The 24,486-nt window shown below is 63.0% G+C and carries 28 protein-coding genes, 1 other RNA gene and 1 pseudogene; 15 read left to right on the plus strand and 15 right to left on the minus strand.

The window, feature by feature from the left end; all coding sequences use genetic code 11:
* Window positions 1–73 precede the first annotated feature (73 nt).
* The 4 genes from pyc (at window position 74) to NKI15_RS18195 (ending at window position 4,796) form a co-directional block, all read left to right on the plus strand.
* Window positions 74–3,532 (plus strand): pyruvate carboxylase, encoded by a 3,459-nt coding sequence (pyc, locus tag NKI15_RS18180; protein ID WP_352886494.1) that lies wholly within the window; start codon window positions 74–76, stop codon window positions 3,530–3,532.
* A gap of 150 nt (window positions 3,533–3,682) precedes the next feature.
* Entirely contained in the window at window positions 3,683–3,943 is a 261-nt protein-coding gene (locus tag NKI15_RS18185; RefSeq protein ID WP_023668722.1) for a DUF2312 domain-containing protein, read from the plus strand.
* 93 nt (window positions 3,944–4,036) lie between these two features.
* Entirely contained in the window at window positions 4,037–4,477 is a 441-nt protein-coding gene (locus NKI15_RS18190) for a hypothetical protein (protein WP_023694568.1), read from the plus strand.
* Window positions 4,478–4,484: 7 nt separating this feature from the next.
* A complete protein-coding gene (locus NKI15_RS18195) occupies window positions 4,485–4,796 on the plus strand; it encodes a hypothetical protein (protein WP_031196451.1) in 312 nt (103 codons plus the stop codon).
* A 62-nt stretch (window positions 4,797–4,858) separates the two neighbouring features.
* On the opposite strand, the gene msrB is transcribed toward NKI15_RS18195, so the two are convergent.
* The 6 genes from msrB to NKI15_RS18225 form a co-directional block, all read right to left on the minus strand.
* Entirely contained in the window at window positions 4,859–5,263 is a 405-nt protein-coding gene (gene msrB, locus NKI15_RS18200) for a peptide-methionine (R)-S-oxide reductase MsrB (protein WP_013529102.1), read from the minus strand.
* A gap of 100 nt (window positions 5,264–5,363) precedes the next feature.
* Window positions 5,364–6,161 carry an MBL fold metallo-hydrolase gene (locus tag NKI15_RS18205; protein ID WP_023704917.1) on the minus strand — a complete coding sequence of 266 codons (798 nt, stop codon included), beginning with the start codon at window positions 6,159–6,161 and terminating at the stop codon, window positions 5,364–5,366.
* Between the two features lie 16 nt (window positions 6,162–6,177).
* The gene (locus tag NKI15_RS18210; RefSeq protein ID WP_023704916.1) at window positions 6,178–7,368 is read right to left on the minus strand and encodes a vWA domain-containing protein; all 1,191 of its coding nucleotides are present in this window, start codon (window positions 7,366–7,368) and stop codon (window positions 6,178–6,180) included.
* A gap of 9 nt (window positions 7,369–7,377) precedes the next feature.
* Window positions 7,378–7,638 carry a type II toxin-antitoxin system HicB family antitoxin gene (locus NKI15_RS18215; RefSeq protein ID WP_050485875.1) on the minus strand — a complete coding sequence of 87 codons (261 nt, stop codon included), beginning with the start codon at window positions 7,636–7,638 and terminating at the stop codon, window positions 7,378–7,380.
* A gap of 35 nt (window positions 7,639–7,673) precedes the next feature.
* Entirely contained in the window at window positions 7,674–8,120 is a 447-nt protein-coding gene (locus NKI15_RS18220; RefSeq protein ID WP_023668728.1) for a GNAT family N-acetyltransferase, read from the minus strand.
* 57 nt (window positions 8,121–8,177) lie between these two features.
* Window positions 8,178–9,041 (minus strand): LysR family transcriptional regulator, encoded by an 864-nt coding sequence (locus NKI15_RS18225; RefSeq protein ID WP_023704914.1) that lies wholly within the window; start codon window positions 9,039–9,041, stop codon window positions 8,178–8,180.
* A gap of 142 nt (window positions 9,042–9,183) precedes the next feature.
* Between NKI15_RS18225 and NKI15_RS18230 the strand changes: the two genes are divergently transcribed.
* Window positions 9,184–10,722: an MFS transporter gene (locus NKI15_RS18230; RefSeq protein ID WP_023704913.1), complete on the plus strand. Its 1,539-nt coding sequence runs from the start codon at window positions 9,184–9,186 to the stop codon at window positions 10,720–10,722.
* Window positions 10,723–10,764: 42 nt separating this feature from the next.
* Here the strand turns inward: NKI15_RS18230 and NKI15_RS18235 are convergent, their stop codons facing one another.
* Window positions 10,765–11,604, minus strand: coding sequence for an AAA family ATPase (locus tag NKI15_RS18235; protein WP_023704912.1), 840 nt, complete (start codon window positions 11,602–11,604; stop codon window positions 10,765–10,767).
* 149 nt (window positions 11,605–11,753) lie between these two features.
* Between NKI15_RS18235 and ssrS the strand changes: the two genes are divergently transcribed.
* From ssrS to NKI15_RS18260, 5 genes are all read left to right on the plus strand, one after another.
* A non-coding RNA gene (gene ssrS / locus NKI15_RS18240) (6S RNA) lies at window positions 11,754–11,909 on the plus strand.
* A 92-nt stretch (window positions 11,910–12,001) separates the two neighbouring features.
* On the plus strand, window positions 12,002–12,586 hold the full coding sequence (locus NKI15_RS18245; RefSeq protein ID WP_023704911.1) for a 5-formyltetrahydrofolate cyclo-ligase: 585 nt from the start codon (window positions 12,002–12,004) through the stop codon (window positions 12,584–12,586).
* An 82-nt stretch (window positions 12,587–12,668) separates the two neighbouring features.
* Complete coding sequence (locus NKI15_RS18250) at window positions 12,669–13,196, plus strand: DUF3592 domain-containing protein (RefSeq protein WP_198020355.1); 528 nt, start codon at window positions 12,669–12,671, stop codon at window positions 13,194–13,196.
* Window positions 13,197–13,252: 56 nt separating this feature from the next.
* Window positions 13,253–14,077 carry a TIGR00282 family metallophosphoesterase gene (locus tag NKI15_RS18255; RefSeq protein ID WP_023704909.1) on the plus strand — a complete coding sequence of 275 codons (825 nt, stop codon included), beginning with the start codon at window positions 13,253–13,255 and terminating at the stop codon, window positions 14,075–14,077.
* Window positions 14,078–14,147: 70 nt separating this feature from the next.
* Entirely contained in the window at window positions 14,148–14,909 is a 762-nt protein-coding gene (locus tag NKI15_RS18260; RefSeq protein ID WP_023704908.1) for a TerC family protein, read from the plus strand.
* A gap of 21 nt (window positions 14,910–14,930) precedes the next feature.
* Here NKI15_RS18260 and NKI15_RS18265 read toward each other — a convergent pair whose 3' ends face one another.
* From NKI15_RS18265 to NKI15_RS18275, 3 genes are read right to left on the minus strand one after another with little or no spacing between them, the layout of a single operon-like run.
* Entirely contained in the window at window positions 14,931–15,413 is a 483-nt protein-coding gene (locus NKI15_RS18265; protein ID WP_023704907.1) for an SRPBCC family protein, read from the minus strand.
* Between the two features lie 29 nt (window positions 15,414–15,442).
* Window positions 15,443–15,805 carry a VOC family protein gene (locus NKI15_RS18270; protein WP_023704906.1) on the minus strand — a complete coding sequence of 121 codons (363 nt, stop codon included), beginning with the start codon at window positions 15,803–15,805 and terminating at the stop codon, window positions 15,443–15,445.
* 20 nt (window positions 15,806–15,825) lie between these two features.
* On the minus strand, window positions 15,826–16,308 hold the full coding sequence (locus tag NKI15_RS18275) for an SRPBCC domain-containing protein (RefSeq protein ID WP_023704905.1): 483 nt from the start codon (window positions 16,306–16,308) through the stop codon (window positions 15,826–15,828).
* Between the two features lie 51 nt (window positions 16,309–16,359).
* Here NKI15_RS18275 and NKI15_RS18280 point away from each other — a divergent pair, with 51 nt between their 5' ends.
* The 3 genes from NKI15_RS18280 to NKI15_RS18290 all read left to right on the plus strand — a co-directional run bounded on the left by NKI15_RS18280 (window position 16,360) and on the right by NKI15_RS18290 (window position 17,950).
* Entirely contained in the window at window positions 16,360–16,683 is a 324-nt protein-coding gene (locus tag NKI15_RS18280) for an ArsR/SmtB family transcription factor (protein WP_023668739.1), read from the plus strand.
* A gap of 179 nt (window positions 16,684–16,862) precedes the next feature.
* Entirely contained in the window at window positions 16,863–17,612 is a 750-nt protein-coding gene (locus NKI15_RS18285) for a YebC/PmpR family DNA-binding transcriptional regulator (protein WP_023668740.1), read from the plus strand.
* Window positions 17,613–17,644: 32 nt separating this feature from the next.
* Window positions 17,645–17,950: an Rdx family protein gene (locus tag NKI15_RS18290; RefSeq protein WP_031196453.1), complete on the plus strand. Its 306-nt coding sequence runs from the start codon at window positions 17,645–17,647 to the stop codon at window positions 17,948–17,950.
* Window positions 17,951–17,983: 33 nt separating this feature from the next.
* Here the strand turns inward: NKI15_RS18290 and NKI15_RS18295 are convergent, their stop codons facing one another.
* Both NKI15_RS18295 and NKI15_RS18300 read right to left on the minus strand, forming a co-directional pair.
* Window positions 17,984–18,460 (minus strand): anthrone oxygenase family protein, encoded by a 477-nt coding sequence (locus NKI15_RS18295; protein WP_023747300.1) that lies wholly within the window; start codon window positions 18,458–18,460, stop codon window positions 17,984–17,986.
* Window position 18,461: 1 nt separating this feature from the next.
* Window positions 18,462–19,289, minus strand: a complete 828-nt coding sequence (locus NKI15_RS18300; RefSeq protein WP_352886498.1) for an NAD(P)H-binding protein — start codon at window positions 19,287–19,289, stop codon at window positions 18,462–18,464.
* Between the two features lie 118 nt (window positions 19,290–19,407).
* Here NKI15_RS18300 and NKI15_RS18305 point away from each other — a divergent pair, with 118 nt between their 5' ends.
* Entirely contained in the window at window positions 19,408–20,049 is a 642-nt protein-coding gene (locus NKI15_RS18305) for a TetR/AcrR family transcriptional regulator (RefSeq protein WP_023704901.1), read from the plus strand.
* On the opposite strand, the gene NKI15_RS18310 is transcribed toward NKI15_RS18305, so the two are convergent.
* Window positions 20,010–20,546, minus strand: coding sequence for a helix-turn-helix domain-containing protein (locus NKI15_RS18310; protein WP_023704900.1), 537 nt, complete (start codon window positions 20,544–20,546; stop codon window positions 20,010–20,012). The two genes, NKI15_RS18305 and NKI15_RS18310, sit on opposite strands and share 40 nt — an antisense overlap.
* Before the next feature lie 85 nt (window positions 20,547–20,631).
* Window positions 20,632–20,853 carry a 50S ribosomal protein L31 gene (rpmE, locus tag NKI15_RS18315; protein ID WP_023668748.1) on the minus strand — a complete coding sequence of 74 codons (222 nt, stop codon included), beginning with the start codon at window positions 20,851–20,853 and terminating at the stop codon, window positions 20,632–20,634.
* A gap of 204 nt (window positions 20,854–21,057) precedes the next feature.
* On the opposite strand from rpmE, the gene NKI15_RS18320 reads away from it, so the two are divergent.
* Window positions 21,058–22,860: an ABC transporter transmembrane domain-containing protein gene (locus NKI15_RS18320; protein WP_023747298.1), complete on the plus strand. Its 1,803-nt coding sequence runs from the start codon at window positions 21,058–21,060 to the stop codon at window positions 22,858–22,860.
* A gap of 10 nt (window positions 22,861–22,870) precedes the next feature.
* On the opposite strand, the pseudogene NKI15_RS18325 reads toward NKI15_RS18320, so the two are convergent.
* Window positions 22,871–24,357: pseudogene (locus NKI15_RS18325) on the minus strand (carboxypeptidase M32).
* Between the last annotated feature and the right edge of the window lie 129 nt (window positions 24,358–24,486).

The raw sequence follows: 24,486 nt of genomic DNA on the forward strand, positions 1-24,486 counted from the left end.
CCCGATTTTGGTTGCACTGCAGCATTTTCGCGTTAATCATGCCTCTGCCCCACCCTGTCCGGAGCCTGCTTCCTTGGCCATCACGAAGATCCTCGTCGCCAACCGGTCCGAAATTGCCATCCGCGTCTTTCGCGCGGCCAACGAGCTCGGCCTCAAAACCGTGGCGATCTGGGCCGAGGAGGACAAATATTCGCTTCATCGGTTCAAGGCCGATGAAAGCTACCAGGTCGGGCGCGGGCCGCATCTGGCCAGGGACATGGGGCCGATCGAAAGCTATCTGTCGATCGAGGAAGTGATCCGGGTCGCCAGACTGTCCGGCGCCGACGCCATCCACCCGGGCTATGGCCTCCTGTCGGAAAGCCCTGAATTCGCAGATGCCTGCGCCGAGGCCGGCATCACTTTCATAGGGCCGAAGCCCGACACGATGCGCCGGCTCGGCAACAAGGTCGCCGCGCGCAATCTGGCCATTGAGGTCGGCGTGCCGGTGGTGCCGGCAACCGAACCGCTGCCGGACGACATGGAAGCAGTCAAGCAGCTCGCCAAGACAGTCGGCTATCCGGTGATGCTCAAGGCATCATGGGGCGGCGGCGGGCGCGGCATGCGCGCCATCCGCGCGGAAGCCGACCTCGCCCGCGAGGTGATGGAAGGCAAGCGCGAGGCCAAGGCCGCCTTCGGCAAGGACGAGGTCTATCTCGAAAAGCTGATCGAGCGCGCTCGCCATGTCGAGGTCCAGGTGCTCGGCGACACGCATGGCAACGCTGTACATCTGTTCGAGCGCGACTGCTCGATCCAGCGCCGCAACCAGAAGGTCGTCGAACGGGCGCCGGCGCCCTATCTCAGCGAGGCATTGCGCCAGGAGCTTTGCGGCTATGCGCTCAAGATCGCGCGCGAGACCAGCTATATCGGCGCCGGTACGGTGGAATTTCTGCAGGACGCCGACACCGGCAAATTCTACTTCATCGAGGTCAATCCGCGCATCCAGGTCGAGCACACCGTCACCGAGCAGGTGACCGGCATCGACATCGTCAAGGCGCAGATCCACATACTGGACGGCTTTGCCATCGGCACGAAAGAGTCGGGCGTGCCGGCGCAGGCCGACATCAGGCTGAACGGTCACGCGCTGCAGTGCCGCATTACGACCGAGGATCCGGAGAATAGTTTCATTCCGGACTACGGCCGCATCACCGCTTATCGCGAAGCCGCCGGTTTCGGCATCCGCCTCGACGGCGGCACCGCCTATTCGGGCGCGGTCATCACCCGCTTCTACGATCCGCTGCTGGAGAAGGTGACTGCCTGGGCCCCGACACCGGCCGAGGCGATCGCCCGCATGAACCGGGCCCTGCGCGAGTTCCGCATCCGCGGCGTGGCCACCAACCTCACCTTCCTCGAGGCAATCATCAACCACCCGCGCTTCGCCGACAATTCCTACACGACCAGGTTCATCGACACGACGCCGGAGCTGTTCGCGCAGGTGAAGCGGCAGGACCGCGCCACCAAGCTGCTCAACTATCTGGCCGACGTCAGCGTCAACGGCCATCCCGAAACCCGCGGCCGACCGATGCCCAAGACCGATGCGGCAGCGCCTGTCGTGCCCTATCTCAACGGCAATGTGCCTGATGGCAGCAAGCAGAAGCTAGACGCGTTGGGGCCGGAGAAATTCGCTGCCTGGATGCGTGAGCAAAAAGAGGTGCTTGTCACCGACACGACGATGCGCGACGGTCACCAGTCGCTGCTCGCCACCCGCATGCGCACGCATGACATTGCCGGCATTGCCGGTACCTATGCGCGCGCGCTGCCGCGGCTGCTGTCGCTGGAATGCTGGGGCGGCGCCACTTTCGACGTCGCCATGCGCTTCCTCACCGAGGATCCGTGGGAGCGGTTGAGCAAAGTGCGCGAAGCGGCCCCCAACCTTTTGCTGCAGATGCTTCTGCGCGGCGCCAATGGCGTCGGCTACACCAACTATCCCGACAATGTCGTGCAACATTTCGTCAGCCAGGCAGCGGCCGGCGGGGTCGACCTGTTCCGCGTCTTCGACTGCCTGAACTGGGTCGAGAATATGCGCGTCGCCATGGACGCGGTGGGCGCGGAGGGCAAGCTGGTCGAAGCGGCGATCTGCTACACCGGCGACATCCTCGATCCGGCGCGCGCCAAATACGACCTTAAATACTATGTCGGGTTGGCGAAAGAATTGCAGGCAGCCGGCGCCCATATCATCGCCGTCAAGGACATGGCCGGGCTTTTGAAGCCTGCCGCCGCCCGCGTGCTGTTCAAGGCGCTGCGCGAAGCCACCGACCTGCCGATCCATTTCCACACCCACGACACGTCAGGCCTGTCGGCGGCGACGGTGCTGGCGGGCGTGGAAAGTGGCGTCGACGCCATCGACGCGGCGATGGATTCCTTCTCCGGCAACACCTCGCAGCCTTGCCTGGGCTCGATCGTCGAGGCGCTGAAGGGAACCGAGCGCGATCCCGGCCTCGATCCGCAATGGATCCGCAACATCTCCTTCTACTGGGAAGCGGTGCGCAACCAGTATGCGGCCTTCGAAAGCGATCTCAAGGGGCCAGCCTCGGAAGTCTATCTGCACGAAATGCCGGGCGGCCAGTTCACCAATCTCAAGGAGCAGGCGCGTTCGCTCGGGCTGGAAACGCGTTGGCACGAGGTGGCACAAGCCTATCACGACGTCAATTTGATGTTCGGTGACATCGTCAAGGTGACGCCGTCGTCCAAGGTGGTCGGCGACATGGCGCTGATGATGGTGAGCCAGGATCTAACGGTTGCCGACGTCGAAAACCCGGCCAAGGACATCGCCTTCCCGGACTCGGTCGTCTCGATGCTGCGCGGCGATCTCGGCCAGTCGCCCGGCGGCTGGCCTGCGAAGCTGCAGAAGAAGGCACTGAAGGAAAGCAAGCCGATCACCGAGCGCCCGGGCTCGCTGCTCAAGCCAGCCGACCTCAAGGCCAGCCGCAAGGAGATCGAGCAGAAGCTGGAGCGCAAGCTCTCGGAGTACGAATTCGCCTCCTGGCTGATGTATCCGAAGGTGTTCACCGACTTCGCCGCCGCGCAGGAAACCTACGGGCCGGTCAGTGTGCTGCCGACGCCTACCTATTTCTACGGCATGAAGTCGGAAGACGAGATCTTCCTGGACATCGAGAAAGGCAAGACGCTTGTGGTGCGCTGCCTTGCGATCGGCGACGTCGATGAGAAGGGCATGGTCACCGTGTTCTTCGAGCTCAACGGCCAGCCGCGCCGTGTCCGGGTGCCGGACAGGGCGCATGGCGCCTCGGCGGCCAAGGCTCGGCGCAAGGCCGAGCCCGGCAACGAGGCGCATGTCGGCGCGCCGATGCCGGGCGTGGTCTCCGCCCTTTCGGTTGCCGCCGGCCAAGCGGTCAAGGCCGGCGACGTGCTGTTGTCGATCGAAGCCATGAAGATGGAGACGGCCCTGCATGCCGAGCGCGACGGCACAGTGGCCGAAGTGCTGGTCAAGGCCGGCGATCAGATCGATGCGAAGGATCTGTTGATCGCGTTTGGCTGACGCGCGGATCCATCACACTGGGGACGGCTGGCAGCAGCCGTTGATGGAGCATCGATAATGGCTTGACCCGCCGCGCCTGCTCGGGCATCGAACCCGCTCCCAATTTACCGCGCCAGAATCGCGGTGCTTAAAAAGTAGCGGAGAAAAAACATGGCCGACGACATCACAGATACCAGCCAGACTGTTGCCGCCGGCCAGTTGCGCGCCTTCATCGAGCGCATCGAGCGGCTCGAGGAAGAAAAGAAGACCATCGCCGACGACATCAAGGAAGTGTTCGCCGAGGCCAAGGGCACCGGCTTCGACACCAAGGCGATGCGGTCGATCATCCGGCTGCGCAAGAAGGACCAGGCCGAGCGCCAGGAAGAGGAAACCATCCTCGATCTCTACAAGGCCGCGCTCGGCATGGTGTAAGGCTGTCTGGAAATTCTACTCCGGCTGATATCGCCAGAGCGAATTTCGAAACAGTCTCGGGCCAAGGAATGATGCTGGAACGGGCATCGAACCATGAGCGAATTCGACTTCGGCGCCCGCCGCGCCTCTGAATTCCGCCAACGCAGCTTCTGGGCGCTGTTCGCCGAACGGCATCCGGAGGAACGCGCTTCCATGGCGCGGCGCGGACCCTGGTTCTGGCAGCGCGGGCTGCCCGACTTCGCTCTGGTCCTGTCCATGTATGTCGCGCCGGCGCAAAGCCAAGTTGGCGTCTTTTTCGGCCGTAACGAGAAGTTCGGCGCGACCGGGGTCTGGTCGCGGCTGAAGCCGTTCCAACCGGCAATCGAAGACAGGCTGAAGCTCAGGCCGGAGCAGAGCTGCGAGGCCCTCGGCATCAATTCGATGTGGCGGGTGAACTGCTATGCCGAGGACAACTGGCCGGCCATGGCCGACTGGCTGGTGACGGAATGCTCGCGCTTCGAGCGCGCCGTCACCGACGTGCTGAGAGAGGGATAGCTATTAGGTGTTGGTGCAAAGCATCGGATCCTTCTTCGGCTCGCGCTGGCAAGGCGCGGTTCCGGTCGAGCGGTTGTTCTGGCGCGATCTAGTCCTTGTCGGCACGGCGATCAACATCACCTCGTCGGTGGCCGCGCTCATTCTGCTCGGCTTGAAGCTGCCGCTCGCCGTCGTCCTGGCGGTGCATTTCGCGCCCGTGCCCTACAACATCTTTCTGACCTTTGCCGTCTGGCGAACCACGGAAAAATCCAGTGGCGCCAAGGCTTCGTTGATGACGCTCGGGGCTACGCTTTGGCTGATCCTGGTGGTGGTTGTCTGAGAAGATTCACACGAAAAAGGGCGGCCGAAGCCGCCCTTTGAAGATGGTGGTCAAGCCGCGGCTTAAGCCGCCGGCTCGAATTTCAGCGCCACGCCGTTGATGCAATAGCGCAGGCCGGTCGGCGGCGGGCCGTCCTCGAAGACATGGCCGAGATGGCTGCCGCAGCGGGCGCAGTGGCATTCGGTGCGGACCATGCCGTAGCTGCGGTCGACGGTGTTTTCGACCGAACCGGGCACCGGATCATTGAAGCTCGGCCAGCCGGTGCCGCTCTCGAACTTGAGCTTGGATTCGAACAGCGGCTGGTCGCAGCCGACACAGGAAAAGGTGCCGGCGCGCTTTTCGTAGAGCAGCGCGCAGCTTCCGGGCCGTTCGGTGCCATGGCCGCGCATGACCGCATATTGCTCGGGCGTCAGGCGGGCGCGCCATTCGGCGTCGGTGCGCGTGACAGGGTAGGTGTGGGTGTCCATTTGATCTCCTCAGCCTTGGCGGCTTGTTGTTGGTTGCAAGCTATATTCGCTTAGAGATAGGCGTTTGTTACGTGTTTTGCTCGCATTTTCAGCCGAGCTCCTACCCAATCGCCTGAAGATAGCGGGCGATCGACGCATGAAATGCCGTTCTTGCGTCGCCGATGATGTTCTGCTGCCACCACGCGCCGTAGATGTCGTCGAATTCGAAAGGCTCAAGTGCCGCCGCGATGCGTCGCACGGCCGGCGCATTGAGCGGAATGTAGTTCGGATAGCTGTACATGAAGCTGACATGGCGACGCGTCGGCGTCACCTGCAATATGTCGCCGGACAGCAGGGCGTTACCGTCATCGCGTTTCCAATGCAGCACCTGGCCGCCGGCAAAATGGCCACCGCAACGCACGAGTGTCAGCGACGGGTTTATGGCCAGCGTCTCGCCCGCCCAGCTGACGATGGCGTTGTGCGGCCGCATAATCCACTGGCGGTCGTCGGCATGGAGATAGATCGGCACGCCGCCAAACGCCTCGCTCCACTCGACCATCACCGAATAATAGTGGCAGTGCGAAATGGCGATCGCGGCCAGGCCGCCGCGACGGTTGATTTCGGCTACCGCCTCGTCGCTCACCATCGAGATGCAATCCCACAGCACATTGCCGTGCGGCGTCTGCGCCAGCAGCGCCCGCTGGCCGATAGCAAAGCGCGGCTCGATGCCGAAAGCGAGAACGCCGGCATCGTCCTTCATCACAAGCCTATGCCCGGCAGAGAGTTCTTCCCCAGTGATCCAGGCCTGGCCTTCCCAGCGCACATATTGCCGCTCGTCCTCGCAGATCGGGCAATTTTCTGGAGGGGTCTGCGTTGCCGCGAACTGGACGCCGCATTGCGGGCAAAGAAAGCAGGTCATCGGTTTTCCTCTCATATCAATGCTTGCGTGAAAGCTGCTTGGTCGCGGCTTCCAGCCCGCCCATCGTCAGCGGGAACATGCGGCCGCCGAAGAGATCGCGGATCATCGCGATCGAATGGGTGAAGCCCCAGTTTTTCTGGTTTTCGGGGTTCAGCCAGACCGCATTCGGCCATTGCTGGATGAGGCGGCCAAGCCAGACGCTGCCGGCTTCCGGGTTCCAATGCTCGACCGAACCGCCGGGATGCGCGATCTCGTAAGGGCTCATCGAGGCATCGCCGACGACGATCACCTTGTAGTCGGGGCCGTATTTGTGAAGCAGATCGAAGGTCGGGATGGCCTCGGCATGCCTGCGCCGGTTGTCCTTCCAGACGCCCTCGTAAAGGCAGTTGTGGAAGTAAAAATATTCGAGCCGGCGGAATTCGGCGCGGGCGGCCGAAAACAGCTCCTCGACGCTTTTGATGTGGTCGTCCATCGAGCCGCCAACATCGAAGAACATCAAGAGCTTCACGGCGTTGCGCCGTTCGGGTCGCGTCTGCACATCGAGATAGCCGTGCTCGGCGGTGGCATGGATGGTGCCGGGCAGGTCGAACTCTTCCTCCGCACCCTCGCGCACCCAGCGGCGCAGGCGCTTCAGCGCCACCTTGATGTTGCGGGTGCCGAGCTCGACGGCGTCGTCGAAATTTTTGAACTCGCGCTTGTCCCAGACTTTCACCGCACGGCGATTGCGGCTTTCATGCTGGCCGATGCGCACGCCTTCGGGATTGTAGCCATAGGCGCCGAAAGGCGAGGTGCCGCCGGTACCAATCCATTTCGAGCCGCCCTGGTGGCGGCCTTTCTGCTCCTCCAGCCGCTGCTTCAGTGTCTCCATCAGCTTGTCGAAACCGCCGAGCGCCTCGATCAGTTTCTTCTCTTCCTCGGTCAGGTGCTTTTCGGCGAGCCGGCGCAGCCATTCCTCAGGGATGTTGGCGACATCGACGGCATCCGGTCCGGCGAGCGCCTCGATCCCATTGAAGACATGCGCAAACACCTGGTCGAAGCGGTCGATATGGCGTTCGTCCTTCACAAGCGCGGCGCGGGCGAGGTAATAAAAACCCTGGACGTCATAGTCGACCAGCCCGGCCTCCAGCCCTTCCAGCAGCGACAGATATTCCCTGAGCGAAACGGGAACCCGCGCGGCCTTTAGTTCGAGAAAGAAGGGGAGGAACATGGTTGGCCGTTATCTATGCCGAACGGTCACGGCGGAGTCGCCACGGGCACTGTCGATTTCGCCGGATTGCAGAAGATTTGCCACAGTACGTGGGTTGGGCATGGGCAAGTGCTTTGCGATGCGGGCTTCCGCCCATTCGCGCATAGCCGACGCGGCATCGGCTATCGCTTCAGCCGGGTTTGCGCCGGCCCCGTGGCAGCCGGCGAGATCGGGCATCCGCACTCCCCAAACGCCGTCACTGCCATCCAGGATTCCGACATAGCGGATCATTCGGCTCCTTCCGCGTTATTTCGATCGCGCTCGCATCATAGCAGATCATACTCGATAAACCCTGTCCGCCGCGCGACATGGTCGTAGAGCTTGCGCGCTGTGGCGTTGGTTTCGTGGGTCATCCAATAGACGTTCTTGACGCCGATCTTGCCGGCTTCCTGCTTGACCGCTTCAATGAGGGCCGCACCGATGCCCTTGCCGCGCACATCAGGGTCGGCGAACAGGTCCTGCAGGTAGCAGTTGTTTTTCTCCGACCAGCCGGAGCGGTGATAGAGATAATGGGTCAGGCCGACCGCCTTGCCGTCAAGCGTGGCGATAAACCCCTTCGGTTCGAATTCACCTTCCGTGAACAGTCGTTTCCAGGTGATGTCGTAGACCTCGTCCGGCAGCTTGGTCTCGTAGAAGGTGAGGTAGGCAGTCCACAGCCGCCGCCAGTCGGCATGGTCGGCCAGCGCCAGCGGGCGGACGGTGATCTCGGTCATTTCGGTTCCTCCAAAGCATGACCCGTTCCGGCGGAATCAGATCAGGTGCAGCTTCGCCTATACCACCGGCGAACTGTACTCGCGAAATGCGGTCGCCAGCATCTGCAGCGCGTCGCGCGCGCGCGGCGCCAGATTGTGCGAATGCAGCACCACTTCGGAAGGGTCAAGCGATGGAAGACCAAGTTTGCGGCCAACCTCGATCAGGCCGGGCGGAGCGACGCAGTGAGCCAGCGCCGAAACGGCAAAGCCCGCCGATATCGCAATGTTGACGGCCGCGCCGCCGCCGCCGACGAAGGCCTCCTCCCAGGCGATGCCTGCTTTGTCCAGCGCCTCGACCGCCCGCACGCGGTCCGGACAGTTGCACACGGTGCTTAAGAGCGCGAGGCGCAACGGCGTTCCGCGCTGCCACTCGAAGGAAGGTGCTGCGAACCAGCCATAGTGGTTGCGCGACAAGGTCCGGCCAGGACGGCTGTCGCCTTCGCGGTGCACGATGACTGCATCGAGCTCGCCGTGATCGAAAGCTTCCTTGAGCACCGTGCTGGTGTCGATCCTCAAACTGAGCGTCAGCGATGGATCGTGCGCATGGAGCTGGGCAATCAGAATGGACAGCGCCGGACCGGCGGCATGATCGACAAAGCCGAGCGCAAGCCGGCATGGTGCTGACGCAAACTCCGCCATGGCGCGCTCGTGCGCGGCAAGGAAGTCGCGCGCGGCGGGGAGGAAGACGGCGCCTCGTGCCGACAGGCTGACGCGGCGCGGCGTTCTTTCGATCAATCGCGCGCCGAGCTTCTCCTCGAGACGGCGCAGCTTGACGCTGATCGTCGCCTGCGTGCTGCCCAGCGCCAATGCCGCCTGGGTGAAGCTCTGCAGATCGGCCACCATCACGAAGGTTCGTACGGCGTCCACATCAAGACTGGTCATCGCAGCACTCCATTGGGCCAATCATTCCGTTTTGTCATTTCTGATATAGCCGAGCATAGTCTTTTTTCATGGTCAAGTCTCCTCTATGTCAAACTGGTCGCGGTTTGAAGAGCGCCTCCTGCTCGGATGGAAAGAGATCGATATGCCAATTCAACGAAACACCATCGCGCTCACCGGCGTGTGCTTGGCGTCGCTCTTGTTCGGGCTCGAAATCTCCAGCGTGCCGGTGATCCTGCCGAAACTGGAAAGCGTGCTCGCCGCCAATTTTAGGGATTTGCAGTGGATCATGAATGCCTACACCATCGCCTGCACGACGGTGCTTATGGCGACGGGGACATTGGCCGACCGTTTCGGCCGCAAGAGCGTGATGGTGATCACCACCGTCGCCTTCGGCCTCGCCTCGCTGCTGTGCGGCCTAGCGCCGAGTGCGGCGCTGCTGATCGCCGCCCGCTTCCTGCAAGGTCTCGCCGGCGGCGCGATGCTGACCTGCAGCGTCGCCGTGCTGTCGCATCAGTTCCAGGACGGCCGCGAACGCGGCAAGGCTTTCGTCGCCTGGAGCGTCGTCTCAGGCATCGGGCTCGGTTTCGGGCCCGCCATCGGTGGCTTGATCGTGGCGCTGTCGAACTGGCAATGGGTGTTCCTCATCCACGTGCCGCTGGCGATCCTGGCGCTCGCCTTTATCGGCGCCGGCGTCACGCAATCGCGCGATCACAATGCCCAGAAACTCGACTGGGCCGGCATGCTGACGCTGTCGGCTTCTGTCTTCGGCTTCTCCTATCTGATCACGCAGGGTGCGGATCTCGGGACCAGCGCCCGCATCGGCGTGATATCAGCCTCCGTGGCTGCGTTCATCGCTTTCCTTGTCGCCGAGAGGGTCAATCCCTATCCGATGTTCGATTTCTCCGTGTTCCGCATCCGCCAGTTTTCCGGCGCGATCATGGGCGCCATCGGCATGAATTTCAGCTACTGGCCATTCATCATCTATCTGCCGATCTATTATTCGGGCGTGCTTGGCTATGACAGCACGACGACCGGCCTGCTGCTGCTCGTCTACACGCTGCCCTTCATGGTGATGCCGCCGATCGCCGAGCGGCTGCGCGCGCGCTATCAAGCGCGGACTGCCATCCCGCTCGGCCTTTTGACATTGGGGATCGGGTTCATCGCCATGTGGATCGGCTCCGGGCTCGAGGGCGCCACCTGGCTGACCATGCTGCCCGGCACGCTGATTGCCGGCATCGGCATCGGTCTCACCAATTCGCCGACCACCAACACCACGACCGGCGCGGTGTCGCCGGATCGCGCCGGCATGGCGTCCGGCATCGATATCAGCGCACGCCTGATCACGCTCGCCATCAACATTGCGGTGCTCGGCCTGTTGCTGACGCAGGGGATCGTTTCCCACCTGCGGACCACACTCGGCGCGGCTTTGGAGCCGAACGAGTTGCGGGCGCTGGCGGAAAGGATCGCCACCGGCAATCTGGAGGGCCTTGCGCAGAGGACACCGAAGCTCGCAACCCTCGACCCATCCGGCGCCATCGTGCATGCCGCCCTGGTCAATGGCTTCGGCTGGGTCATGCTCTATTGCGGGATCGGCGTTCTTGCCCTGTCGGTCATCGGTTTCGTCATCTTCGGACCGAAACGCGTCGCGCCGCAGGAGAGAGGGTTTGCTCCCGCCGAGTAAGCTGCGGAAGCGTGCTCATAGCTGTTAGCTAACCGCCGATCCTCACCCCTGCCTTCGCGCCATGAACGCCAGGCGCTCGAACAGATGCACATCCTGCTCGTTCTTCAACAGCGCGCCATGCAGCTTGGGCAGCGCGTTCTTCGGATCGGCGCGCAAATCCTCGGGTGCGATGTCGTCGGCGACCAGCAGGCGGATCCAGTCGAGCGCCTCGGAGGTCGACGGCTTCTTCTTCAGCCCCGGCACATCGCGGATCTCGTAGAACTGGGTGAGGGCTGCCCGTACCAAATTCTGCTTTATGCCGGGATAGTGCACGTCGACGATTTTGTGCAGCGTCTCGACATCGGGAAAGCGGATGTAGTGGAAGAAGCAGCGGCGCAGGAAGGCGTCGGGCAGTTCCTTCTCATTGTTGGAGGTTATGATGACGATGGGGCGCACAGCGGCGCGGATCGTCTCGCCGGTTTCGTAGACGAAGAACTCCATTCGATCGAGTTCCTGCAGCAGGTCGTTGGGGAATTCAATATCGGCCTTGTCGATCTCGTCGATCAACAGCACGACCTTCTTGCCAGCCGCGAAGGCGTCCCAGAGCTTGCCGCGCTTGATGTAGTTTTTGATGTCGTTGAACCTGGCATCGCCGAGCTGGCTGTCGCGCAGCCGCGAGACAGCATCATATTCATACAGTCCCTGCTGCGCACGGGTGGTCGACTTGACGTGCCATTCGATCAGGTCGAGGCCGAGCGCCGATGCCACCTGGCGGGCAAGCTCGGTCTTGCCGGTGCCCGGCTCGCCCTTGACCAGCAATGGCCGCTCCAGCGCGATCGCGGCGTTCACCGCCACCATCAGATCCTTGTCGGCGACATAGGCCGCCGTGCCTTCGAAACGCATACTTGCTCCTCGGTTGGTGAGCGCGACCGTAAGGACGCTGCTTGACCTGTGCAAGGGCGAGCCGGCTGCGACGCAAGCGTGTGAGATCGAAATGGAAACATCGGCTCATGTCACTAGCGCTTGACCGACCAGCCGCCTATATTGGGCTTGGCGGTCTGCGCTTCCCGGCAGGAGAACATTTTCCCCGGGGCCTTAACGATCCTTAGGGAGCTGTCCCTGGGAAGACCCGTGGGTTTTCTCATACGGCGCCCACCTACTTTGTAGGTTCCCGGGATCGCTCTCTCCACCGGTTGTGTGGATCGTCACTTACCTGTATCCGCCCAGTTTGGCGGATGATGTGGTAGAAAACGTCGCTCATGAAACGTCACCCAGATCCGACCTTTTCTATCGTCCGCGCATGACATCTCCCAAAGCCCTGAAAAAGCAGCTGCGCCTCGAGGCACTCGGCCGCCGCGATGCGCTCGATCCGCTGTGGCGGGTGGAGATCGCGCTTGAGATGGCCGAGACGGCGCGCGACCACCTCGCCATCGAGCCGGGTCAGATCGTTTCAGCTTTCTGGCCGATGCGATCGGAAGTCGACATCAGGCCGCTGATGTTCGCCTTGCGCGAGAAGGGGGCCAGGCTTTGCCTGCCGGCCATCCTCGACAAGACCACCATCGTCTTTCGCGAACTGGTGCGCGGCGCGCCGATGGTCGAGATGGGTTTTGGCACGGTCGGTCCGCATGCGGAGGCCGAGGTTCTCGATCCCGCGGTGATGCTGGTGCCGCTCGCGGCCTTCGACAGCCGCGGTCATCGCATCGGGTATGGCGCCGGCTATTACGACCGCGCCATCGCCAAGCTGATCGACAAGGGCCAGCCGCCACGACTGATCGGCATCGCCTTCGATTGCCAGGAGGTGGGTCTGGTGCCGGATGAGGCGCACGACGTCATCATCCCGGAAATACTGACCGAGAGCGGTTTGCGCCGCTTCGATATCGCTTAAAAGACCGCGATCCCGCTTAACGCGTTTCCAAGACGTGCCGGATAGTATTCCGGCAACACAGTCCGAGCCGATGGCGGCCATCATGTTTGTCTTCGCACGCTTCCTGCTGATGCCGTTCGTCCTCATAGCGGTGACGCTGTTCGCGATGGCATTGCACATTTCCGGAACGGCCCTGCACCACCAGTTCGCCTGGCATCAGACGGTTGCCACAGTGACGGATGTCAGTTCCTACAGCGAAGCCCAGGGTAATGGCCTCACCACGAAAGGCATCAACGTCGCTGTCACCTATGTCGCGAACGATGCACCGATGACGTGGTCCGGCAAGGGAAAGGACATCGGCCTCTACACGGCGTCGAAAGGCGACGCGGTGGAGTTGTATTACAACCCTGCCAATCCATCGATCCTCGATACCGCGGCGATGAAGGGCTGGCGCGGCGGGCTGTTGCTCCTGGCCGCTACTGGTGGGTTCACTGTTTTCTACGTGTGGTTCTTCTGGCTGCGCGGACGCACCGCACCGCCGGCGTCACCGATGATACCTTCGGCAGTTCGCGTCGCGGGCGCGAGCGCAAAGCCGTCTCAACAGCAGCGTGGTACTTTCGGCCGGCGTTAGCGCCAATCGCCCGGGTAGCGCTTGCCTAGCGTCCGTGCCTCTGGATAGAAGTGGGCATGAGACTTCTTTTCCTGGGCGACATGGTGGGCAAATCGGGACGTACGGCGGTGCGGGAACAACTGCCCAGCCTGATCTCGGATTTCAAACTCGACTTCGTCATCGTCAATGGCGAGAACGCCGCCGGCGGCTTCGGCATCACCGAAGACATTTTTCGCGACACCATCGCCGCCGGTGCCGATGTCGTCACCACCGGCAACCATGTCTGGGACCAGCGCGACGCACTGATCTTCGCGCCGCGCGAGGAGCGCTTTTTGCGCCCGTCCAACTTCCCCAAGGGAACGCCGGGGCGCGGCTCCGGCGTCTATATCGCCAAAAACGGTGCGCGCGTGCTGGTCGCCAACATCATGGGCCGGGTGTTCATGCATCCCGAGCTCGACGATCCGTTCCAGGCTGGCGAGCGCGAGCTGGCCGCCTGTCCGCTGGGCGAGCAGGCCGATGCCGTGGTCATCGACTTCCATGCCGAAGCGACCTCGGAGAAAATGTGCTTCGCGCATTTCGTCGACGGCCGCGCCAGCCTCGTCATCGGCACCCATACGCACCAGCCGACGGCCGACCACCAGATCCTCAATGGCGGCACCGGCTACATGTCCGATGCCGGCATGTGCGGAGACTATGATTCCTCGCTCGGCATGGACAAGGAAGAGCCGCTCAACCGCTTCCTGTCGAAAGTTCCGAAAGGCCGCTTCGAGGCGGCCACCGGACCGGCGACATTGTGCGGCGTCGGCGTCGACATTTCCGACCGGACGGGCCTGGCCGAAAAGATCGCGCCGTTTCGCCGCGGGCCTCGGCTTGAAGAAACCGCGCCATCCTTCTGGTCGTGACATTGATATGGTGGAATATAGTACCTAACTGGCGACGAAACTGCTCTAGATCGTAGAGGGGACGACCTCCATGCAGCTCGTTGAATTCCTGGCGCCGCATTTTCAATTTGTTTCCGATCCAACCGCGTGGGTCGCGTTGCTGACGCTGATCGTGCTCGAGGTCGTGCTCGGCATCGATAATCTGATCTTCATCTCGATCCTGACCAACAAATTGCCGGAAGCGCAGCGCGCCCGCGCCCGGCGTCTCGGCATCTCGGCGGCGCTGATCATGCGGCTGGTGCTGCTCGCAACCATCTCCATCATCGTGCAGCTGACGACGCCGGTGTTCACAGCGTTCGGCCATGGCTTTTCCTGGCGCGACCTGATCCTGATCGCCGGCGGCCTGTTCCTGGTCTGGAAGGCGACCAAGGAAATCCACCACACCGTCGATCCCGACGACCACAAGGATACGATGATGGGCGAGACGCTGCAGATCTCGCTTGCCGGCGCCATCTTCCAGATCCTGCTGCTCGATCTCGTCTTTTCGATCGATTCGATCATCACCGCCGTCGGCATGACCGACGAGATTGCCATCATGTACATCGCCGTGATCGTGGCGGTGAGCGTGATGATGCTGGCGGCCGGGCCGCTGGCCAATTTCATCGCCAAGAACCCGAGCATCGTCATGCTGGCGCTGGGCTTCCTGCTGATGATCGGCATGACGCTGATCGCCGACGGCATGGGCTATCATGTGCCGAAGGGCTACATCTACGCCGCGATGGGCTTTTCCGCCCTGGTCGAGGGCCTCAACATGCTGGCGCGGCGAAGGAAGAAATCCAGCGGTGGGCATTGAGGCTGGGCGATCGGGGCGATCCTAGCGCCCCGGCACGCCCTTCGGATAACGGTCGCCGATCAGGCCAAGCGACAGGCCTTGTTCCAGCCATGCCTTTGCGCCGGCAAGAACCAGTGCGAAGCCGTCGGTCGAGCCGACCGCCTGCTTGACCTGCTCGTCGGCGGTGCCGGCGAAGCCGAAATTGCTGACCTCAAGAAAGGTCGCACCGTCAGGCGTTTCGGCGCCGGGCATCTCCGTGAATGTCCAGACCACAGTGGTCGGCGGATCGCTCCATTGCATGACGATCTTCTTGTTCTCGACGATCTCGCTGACATTGACCATCGCCGAGGCCCCGTACATGCGCCACTCCCAGTGAACCTCTTTGCGGCTATCCAGCCGGCCGCTACTGTGGGTAAACCAGAATTTCGTGGTGATGGCCGGGTCGACGATCGCCTCGAAGACCTCGGCGACCGGCCGCCTGATCAGCATGCCGGCTTCGGCAGTCGGCGTTTTGTGAATTTCCATCGATGCTCCTTTCCTTGTCCGGTTTGCGCTCACCAGGCGTCAGGCTCGCGCACCATGTCAACGATGCTGGCCGGGTTGGCGATCCAGAAGCCGCGAAAGCCTTCGCCCAGGGGCTCGACCGCGTCGCAACGGACGACGCCGGCCTTGGCGAGATGATCCGCAATGGCTGCAGAATTGTCGGTGAAAAGCTCAAGCCAGACTTCGGCCTGGCTCAGCATCGGCGCCTCGTCGATCCACAGACGGTTTGGGCCAAGCTCGAAGCCGATGGCCGGCGTCTTGGCGGTGAATGGATTCAAGCCGACGACGTCGCGATAGAAGGCGATCGTCGCCTCGTACTGATGTGACGGGACTTTCATGGCGATGTTGATTCCACCTGTCATTTTCGCGGTCATTGCGGGCTCCGTTGCGCGGTTCATCTGTTTGTCTCGTTGGCCGGCTCGCCCCTCATCTCGCCGCGGTAGTAGCCGTCGCGCAGGTTGATGCCGTATTCGACATAGGCCTTCATGCAAGCCAGCATCTGCGACCAGCCCTCGCAATTGAGGTAGGATTTCTGCAGGCCGACCACGCCTTCCGGCCAGCCGGATTCAGCAATGGTCACAAGGGTGCCGCCATCGTCCAGCGGCTCGAAGTTCATCTCGATGCGTGTCTTGTAGGCCGGCCTGTCCTCGGCATCTGTGGCATCCCAGCGCAACACGATGCGGCTGTCCTTGACCACTTCATCGACCTCGACCGGCACTTTTCCCCACCAGACGACACCGATGCCGGCTTCCAGCGGGCCGCTGGCGCCGCCGATGGTGGTGAAATAGCCGCTGAGCTTCTCCGGATTGACGACTGCGTCGAAGACTTCTGCGACCGGTTTGCCGATGCGTCCGGAAACTCTGAATCCAAGAGACATATCCACAGCTCCTTCCTTGATTGGCTCGACGATATGTTATAGAAACATAACATGTCAAGCCAAACCGCGGACGATCACGTTTTCAAGGCGTTGGCGCATCCGCGCCGTCGCGAATTGCTGGATCGGCTGAAGGATGCGCCGCAGACGACCGGCATGTTGTGCGAGGCGTTTCCCGACATCGATCGCTGCACCGTCATGCTGCATCTCAAGGTGCTGGAAGAAGCCGAACTGGTGGTGGCAAAGCGCCAAGGGCGAGAGCGCTGGAACCATCTCAACGCCCTGCCGATCAAGCACATCCACGACCGCTGGATCAGCCAGTATGCCGGCCATGCGCTCAGCATTATCGACCGGCTGAAATCCGATCTGGAGGGCTGAACCGGCGCGGCTGGACGAATTGAGCCGATTTATCTATAAGCCGGCCATTCCGACAGAGAACGCCGTGCATCCATCGCGTTGCACCTTAGACGGCTCTGAAATTTGAATTCGAGTACCCGGGAAGACGAGGTGAGACCACCTCGCTTCGGGATGCTCTAGCCGAAGACGACAGGGGTGCCATGGCTGGCCATTCACAGTTCAAGAACATCATGCACCGCAAGGGCCGCCAGGATGCGGTGCGGTCGAAAATGTTTTCCAAGCTGGCGCGCGAAATCACCGTCGCCGCCAAGAGCGGGACGCCCGACCCATCGATGAACCCGCGTTTGCGCCTGGCCATCCAGAACGCCAAGGCGGTGTCGATGCCGAAGGACAACATCCAGCGCGCCATCAACAAGGCGTCGATGGGCGATGCCGAGAATTACGAAGCGGTGCGCTATGAAGGCTATGGGCCAGGCGGCGTGGCGCTGATCGTCGAGGCGCTGACTGACAACCGCAACCGCTCGGCCTCCAACGTGCGCGCCGCCTTCACCAAAGCCGGCGGTGCGCTTGGTGAAACCGGCTCGGTGTCGTTCATGTGGAACCGCGCCGGCGAGATTTACTATCCGGCCTCCGCCGGCAGCGCCGACAAGGTGATGGACGCGGCGATCGAGGCCGGCGCCGATGACGTCGAGTCCGACGAGGAAGGCCACACCATCTACTGCGCGTTCGAGAGTATGGGCGAAGTGTCTAAGGCGCTGGAAGCCTCGCTTGGCGAGGCCGAATCGGTGAAGCCGATCTGGCAGCCGCAGAACAATGTCCCGGTCGACGAAGAGCGGGCGCAATCGCTGATGAAACTGGTGGCAACGCTCGAGGACGATGACGACGTGCAGAGCGTCTACGCCAATTTCGAGGTTGACGACGAGACCATGGCCAAGCTCAGCGCGGCATGATCGACCAGGACATTGGCGGAACTCAATCCGACATGAGCGAGCTGCACATCATCCGCATCACCTATTGCACGCAGTGCCAGTGGCTGCTGCGGGCCGGCTGGATGGCGCAGGAGCTGCTCTCCACCTTCGGCACGGATCTCGGTGAAGTGACGCTGGTGCCGGGCACAGGCGGCATCTTCACCGTTTCCTGCAACGATGTGCTGATCTGGGACCGCAAGCGCGACGGCGGCTTTCCCGATGCCGCCAGGCTCAAGCAGCTGGTGCGCGACGTCATCGATCCGGACCGGGATCTAGGCCATTCCGACCACAAGGGTCACACGCAAAACGACCCCGCTTGAGGCGAGGTCTTCTGCATTTCGGAGTGCCATTCTTCAGAGTAATGCGAAGATGAAGCTGGCCATCGACACGATGGCGGTGATGGTGCGGACGTGGTTCCACATCACCCATTGATTCAGATGGTTCGCCCACACGGCTGCGCCATCGGCGCTGGCCGGGTCGACGGCGGCGAGCGCATCGTTGAGCGGCACATTGAAGACCATGGTCACGATCGGGTTGCCGATCAAATAGATCACGGCGCCGGCAAGCAGCCAGTATGAGCCGGACTGGCTCCACCCCATGAGAACGGCGGCGATAAGCACCAGACAGAGCAGGCCGGTGCCGAACAGCGCCGTCATGAAGGTGGGCGTGATCACCGTGATGTTGATCGAATTCATCGCTGCGATGCCTTGGGGGACCGGCAGCCGGGCAAGCGCCGCCATGATAAAGTTGGAAAAGGCGAAGAACACGCCGCCGACGACGCCCGAGCCGATTGCAGCGATGATGGTGAGGGTGGGAAAAAGCTTGATCATCTCAGTTGCTCCAGATGCCGGTTGCAGCGGTTTCATTTGCGTAGGCGGAAAAGTCTTTCGGCGCGCGGCCGAGCACACGCTGGAGGCCGTCGGTCAGCGTCTCGTTGCGGCCGTCAAGCACTTCGGTGAACAGCTCGTTGAGAAGCCAGGCGATTTCGGGCGGCAGTTCGTATGCCGCCGTCGCGGCGGTGAATTCGTCATGCGAGCTCTTGATATAGCCGATGTCGCGGCCGGTCGCCTTGGCGATCTCGGCAACCGCGTCGGCGAAGCTTAGCAGCCGCGGCCCGGTCAGCTCATAGAGCTGGCCGACATGACCCGGTTCGGTCAGCGCAACGAAGGCAGCATCGGCGATGTCGTCGACATCGACGAAGGGCTCGCCAACAGGGCCGACAGGCAAAGCCACTTCGCCTTGCCGCAAGGACTCGACGAGAAAACCTTCGCTGAAATTCTGCGAAAACCAAGCGCAACGCAGGATCGTCCAGTCAGCGCCCGAGGCTTTGACCATCTCTTCGGCGCGCTGGGCTTCGGTCTCGCCGCGGCCGGAGAGCAGCACTATGCGGGTGACGCCATTTGCCACCGCAAGCCTGGCGAAGGCGCCGACGGTCTCGGCGGCGCCCGGCACGGCGATGTCGGGATAGTAACTGATGTACACGGCGCCCAAGCCCTGCATGGCAGGCTCCCAGGTCGCCGGAACCTCCCAGTCGAAGCGGGGGCTGCCGGAACGCGAGCCGATGCGCACGGGAATGCCCTGTGAGGTCAGCCGCTCGGCGAGGCGACGGCCGGTCTTGCCAGTGCCACCGAGGATCAGGACTGGTTTGGTGTCGGTCATTGTGGGTTTCCTTTGTTTACAAACATGAGTAATCCTCACATTTGCAAAACGTGATAAACCCTCGTATTTTGGGAGTCAAGCCGTTTGTTGGCAGATTTTGTCGAGGCCGGAGGCCGTCATGGAAGACACAGCAACGCCCGCATCTGCCCAGGAGCAGGTCGCATCGCCGCGACGGGCGCCCACCCAGCAGCGCAGCCGCGAGCGGGTCGAGCGCATGCTGGCCGCAGCCTCGGCGCTGATTGCCGAGCAAGGCAGCGACGCCATGCGCATGGGCGAGGTGGCGGAACGGGCCGCGGTGTCGATCGGCTCGCTCTACCAGTTCTTTCCCGACAAGCGGGCGATCGTCTGGGCGCTGGCCGAGCGCTACACCGCCGAAAGCCAGGCCTGCATCTCCTCGGCGCTCAAGGATGTCGTCGACGCCGAGGGCCTGCGGCAGGCGTTTTCGGAGCTGGTCGATATCTACTACCAGCTGTTCCTGGCCGAGCCGGTGATGCGCGACATCTGGTCGGGCACCCAGGCTGACAAGGCGCTGCGCCAGCTCGAACTTGCCGACAGCCGGGCGAATGCCGAATTCCTGACCACGGTGCTGAAGCGGCTGCATCCCGGTGCCGATCCGGTGGCGCTGGAGACGACGGCCTTCCTTGTCTGGCAGATGGGCGAGGCTGCCGTGCGGCTGGCGATCTCGGTCGACCGGCAGGAGGGCGACAGGCTGGTCGCCGCCTACAAGCGCATGGCGCTGCGGGAATTAGTCGGCGCCTGACCGGTGTCGCCCGCCTTCATTTTGTCTCGCCTGGCAACGGCATGGCCGCGAGATTTCGCTTCGACGGCCCGATGCTCCAGCCGCCAAGCCTTCGGGCTCAAGCCTGTCACGCGCAGGAACTCGCGGTTGACGTTCGATTTGCTGAGAAACCCGGCGTCGAACATGATGCGGGTGATGGGTTCGTCGCTGGCCGCCAGCAGGCGGCAGGCTTCGCCGATGCGCTGGTCGTTGACATATTGCGACACGCTCGATCCGTGGATGCGGTTGACCGTCGACGACACTTGCCGCGCCGGCAGGCCGAGGCGCCTGGCGATACGGCCGAGGTTGAGGTCAACGTCCCTGTAGAGTTCTTTTGACCGCATCAGCGCGTCGACCGCCGCCGCGACCGCGGAATCCTCGCTCGTCGCCCGTGGCGTAGCTTGCTCGGTGACCGCGTCGGCGTCCTTCGTCGACAGTTCGCTTGCCAACACTGCCGGTGCCAAACCCTCGATCGTCATCAAAGGCGATTTCGTCCGCGCCACGATCCGCTGAACAAAAAACCCGCCACAAGGGCGGGTTCCTGATCTGCGAAAGCCGATAGGCTTAAAGGCCGAACCCTTCGAAGCGCTTCTTGAACTTCGACAGGCGACCGCCGCGGTCGAGCAGGGTCTGCTGGCCGCCGGTCCAGGCCGGGTGCGTGGTCGGGTCGATATCGAGGTTCATCGTATCGCCTTCCTTGCCCCAGGTCGAACGGGTCGAGTATTCGGTGCCATCGGTCATGACGACCTTGATGGTGTGGTAGTCGGGATGGATATCGGCCTTCATTGTCGTGCTTCCTGGCTTGCGGCGCTACAGACGGGCCCGCGGCCTGCGTCGATGCGCCCCTTTTTAAAACTCGAAGCCGCAGCTATTGAAAAGCCACGGCTTCTAAAACGGTCGGCGAGCCTATACATCAGCCGGAATTGAATCACAAGGCCACGGCAGGCGCATATTGAACGCGCCCACCTGGAGCGGCCAGAGGAAACGGTCATGGCGGACATCAGCGGCGAGCAAGACGGGCGCAGGCGCTCGCTCGGGCCGCTCAGGCGCCTATATCCCTACATATTCCGCTACCGCAAACTGGTCATAGGCGCCCTCATTTCGCTCGCCATCGCCGCGGCGACGACGCTGGCGCTGCCGCTGGCCGTGCGGCGCATGATCGATCACGGTTTCAGTGCTTCCGGCACCGTCTTCATCGCCGAGTATTTCGCCGCTTTGGTTGCGATGGCAGCCATTCTGGCGGCGGCGTCGGCCGGACGCTACTACTTCGTCATCACGCTCGGCGAGCGGGTCGTTGCCGACATCCGCAGCGACGTGTTTTCGCATGTCACGACGCTTTCGCCGTCCTTCTTCGACACCGCCCAGTCGGGCGAGATCGTCTCGCGGCTTGCCGCCGACACCACGCAGGTGAAATCCGCCGTCGGCGCCACCGCCTCCGTGGCGTTGCGCAACGTCATCCTCGGCCTTGGCGCTGTGGCGATGATGGTCGTCACCAGCCCGAAACTGTCGGGCCTGGTGATCGCGGCCATTCCGCTCATCGTGCTGCCGCTGGTCGCGTTCGGCCGTTCGGTGAGGCGCCGGTCACGGCAGGCGCAGGATACGCTGGCGCAAGCGACCGCCTATGCCAGCGAGCAGATCGGCGCGGTGCGCACGCTGCAGGCGTTCACCAACGAGACGCTGGTCACCGGGCGGTTCTCGGCCGCGGTGGAAGCCGCCTTCCAGGCGGCGCGCTCGTCGATCTTCTCCCGCTCGCTGCTCACCTTCTTTGCCATCTTCATGATCTTTTCCTCGGTCGTGGCGGTGTTGTGGTTCGGCTCGCGTGACGTGCTTGCCGGCACGATGTCGCCCGGCACGCTCGGCCAGTTCCTGCTTTACTCCGTGTTTGCCGCAGGCGCGCTGGGCGCACTGTCGGAAGTCTGGGGCGAGCTTGCCCAGGCGGCGGGTGCGGCCGAAAGGCTGACCGAGATACTCGACGAGACGCCGGCGATTCAACCGCCGGCCAATCCGCTGCCGCTGCCCGCCAAGGCGACAGGCGCGATCAGTTTCGACGACGTCTCCTTCTCCTACCCGGCAAGGCCGGACCGTGCCGCCGTCCACGGCTTGAGTTTTCAGGTCAAGCCCGGCGAGACGGTGGCGATCGTCGGCCCGTCGGGCGCCGGAAAGAGCACCGTCTTTTCGCTGATCCTGCGCTTCTACGATCCCGAAACCGGCCGCATCGCCATTGACGGTGTCGACGTGCGCAAAGCCGATCCGGCTGAAGTGCGGGAGCGCATTGCCATCGTGCCGCAGGATGTCACCATCTTTGCGGCAAGCGCGCGCGACAATATCGGCTTTGGCCGGCCGGGCGCGACGAATGCCGAGATCGAGGCCGCCGCCAGGGCAGCGCTGGCCGACGAATTCATCCTCAGGCTCGACAAGGGCTACGATAGCCAGGTCGGCGAGCGCGGCGTCACCTTGTCCGGCGGCCAACGCCAGCGCGTGGCGATCGCCCGCGCCATCCTGCGCGACGCGCCGATCCTGCTGCTCGACGAAGCCACGTCGGCGCTCGACGCCGAAAGCGAAACGCTGGTGCAGACCGCGCTGGAACGGCTGATGCAGGGCCGCACCACCATCGTCATCGCCCACCGGCTGGCGACCGTGCTGAAGGCCGACCGCATCCTGGTCATGGATGGCGGCCGCATCGTCGAGGAAGGCACGCACCAGAGCCTGGTCGCCAAGGGCGGAATCTATGCAAGGCTGGCCAAGCTGCAGTTCGAAACCGGAGCAAGCGCCTTCAGGGGTGCCGCGGAGTAGCAACCCGCAATCAGGCGGGACCATACCGCTTGCGGACATGCTCGGTGAAATACGCGGCGTTGAGCTTTTCGCCGGTGGCGCGCTCAAGCAGTTCGGGCGTCGACCAGCGCGAACCCTGCGACCAGATCTTGTCGCGGCGCCAGTCATTGATGGCGGCGAAATTGCCCTTGGCGAGATCGCTGTCGGCTGAAGGATGGTCGCGCGTCAGCGCAGCCCATTGCTGCGCCGCCATCATGGCGCCCAGCGTATAGGACGGGAAATAGCCGAAGGCGGCGCCCGGCCAATGCACGTCCTGCATCGGTCCGTCGGCTGGATTGTCGATGGTCGAAAGGCCAAGATACTCCCGCATCTTGGCGTCCCAGGCTTCGGGCAGGTCGGCCGCCTGCAGCCGCCCCGAGACCAGCTCCTGCTCCAACTCGTAGCGCAGGATGACATGCAGCGGGTAGGTTACCTCGTCGGCGTCGACGCGGATCAGGCCGCGCTCGACCCGGTGCACATGCAGCAGGATGTCGTCCAGCGACCAGGCCTCGCCGAGATGCTTTTCCACCACCGGCAGCGCCCAGCGCCAGAATTCGGGGTTGCGGCCGATCTGCTTTTCGACGAACAGGCTCTGGCTTTCATGCACCGCCATGCCGCGCGCCTTGCCCAGCGGCCAGTGCGCCCAGGCCTTCGGCAGGTTCTGCTCGTAGAGCGCGTGGCCGGTCTCGTGCAGCACGCCCATCAAAGCCGACAGGAAATCGGACGTTTTGTAGCGGGTGGTGATGCGCACGTCGCTCGGCACGCCGCCGCAGAAGGGATGGTGCGATACGGACAGAGAACCGTGGGTGAGGTCGAAGCCGACCGAAGCCATCATGGCGAGACCAAGCTCGCGCTGCCGGTCGATCGCATAGCTGCCGGAGAGCGGCTTCACGGGATGCCTGGCCAGGCGCGCTTCCTGCGCGGCCAGGGCTTCCGGCACGAAGCCCTTCAGGAATGTCTTCAGCTCGGTGAAGACCGGCGTGATGTCGGCGGCGCGGTTGCCAGGATCGTATTGCTCCATCAGCGCGTCGTAGGGATCGAGGCCGAGCGCGTCGGCGCGCAGGGCGGCTTCCTCGCGCACCAGCGCGATGACACTTTCGAGCGCCGGCAGGAATCCGGCCCAGTCGTTCTTGGCGCGCAGGTCGCGCCAGAGTTGCTCCGAGCGCATGCGCGCTACCGTCTGGCGCTCGACGAATTCGACCGGCAGGCAGGTCAGGTTGGTGTATTGCCGGCGCAACTCCCGAACCGCCGCTTGCTGCTCCTCGTTGAGCGCTTCAGCTTCTGCAGCGGCGAGCCAGTCGGCGATCTCCGGCGCGGTAGCCCTGATATGCAGCATGCCGGCAAGCGAAGACATCGCTTCGGCGCGCTTTCGCCGCCGCCGACGGCCATGTGGGTCGCCTCGTCGGCGCCGAGGATAGCGAGCGCATGTTCCAGCGCTTCGAGCTTGTGGCCGAGATCATCGAGCTTCTGAAAAGACATGACAGGTTCCGCGTTTTGGACCGCGGGAAAAGATACCAACGCGCCAGGATTGGCAACCCTCAAAGGTGGCTATGCAGCTTGCGCCGGTGAGCTGGTGCGTGGAATGCTGGCTGACGGTGGAACACCGCC

Source organism: Mesorhizobium sp. M0862 (assembly GCF_040319795.1).
Taxonomy (GTDB): Bacteria; Pseudomonadota; Alphaproteobacteria; order Rhizobiales; family Rhizobiaceae; genus Mesorhizobium.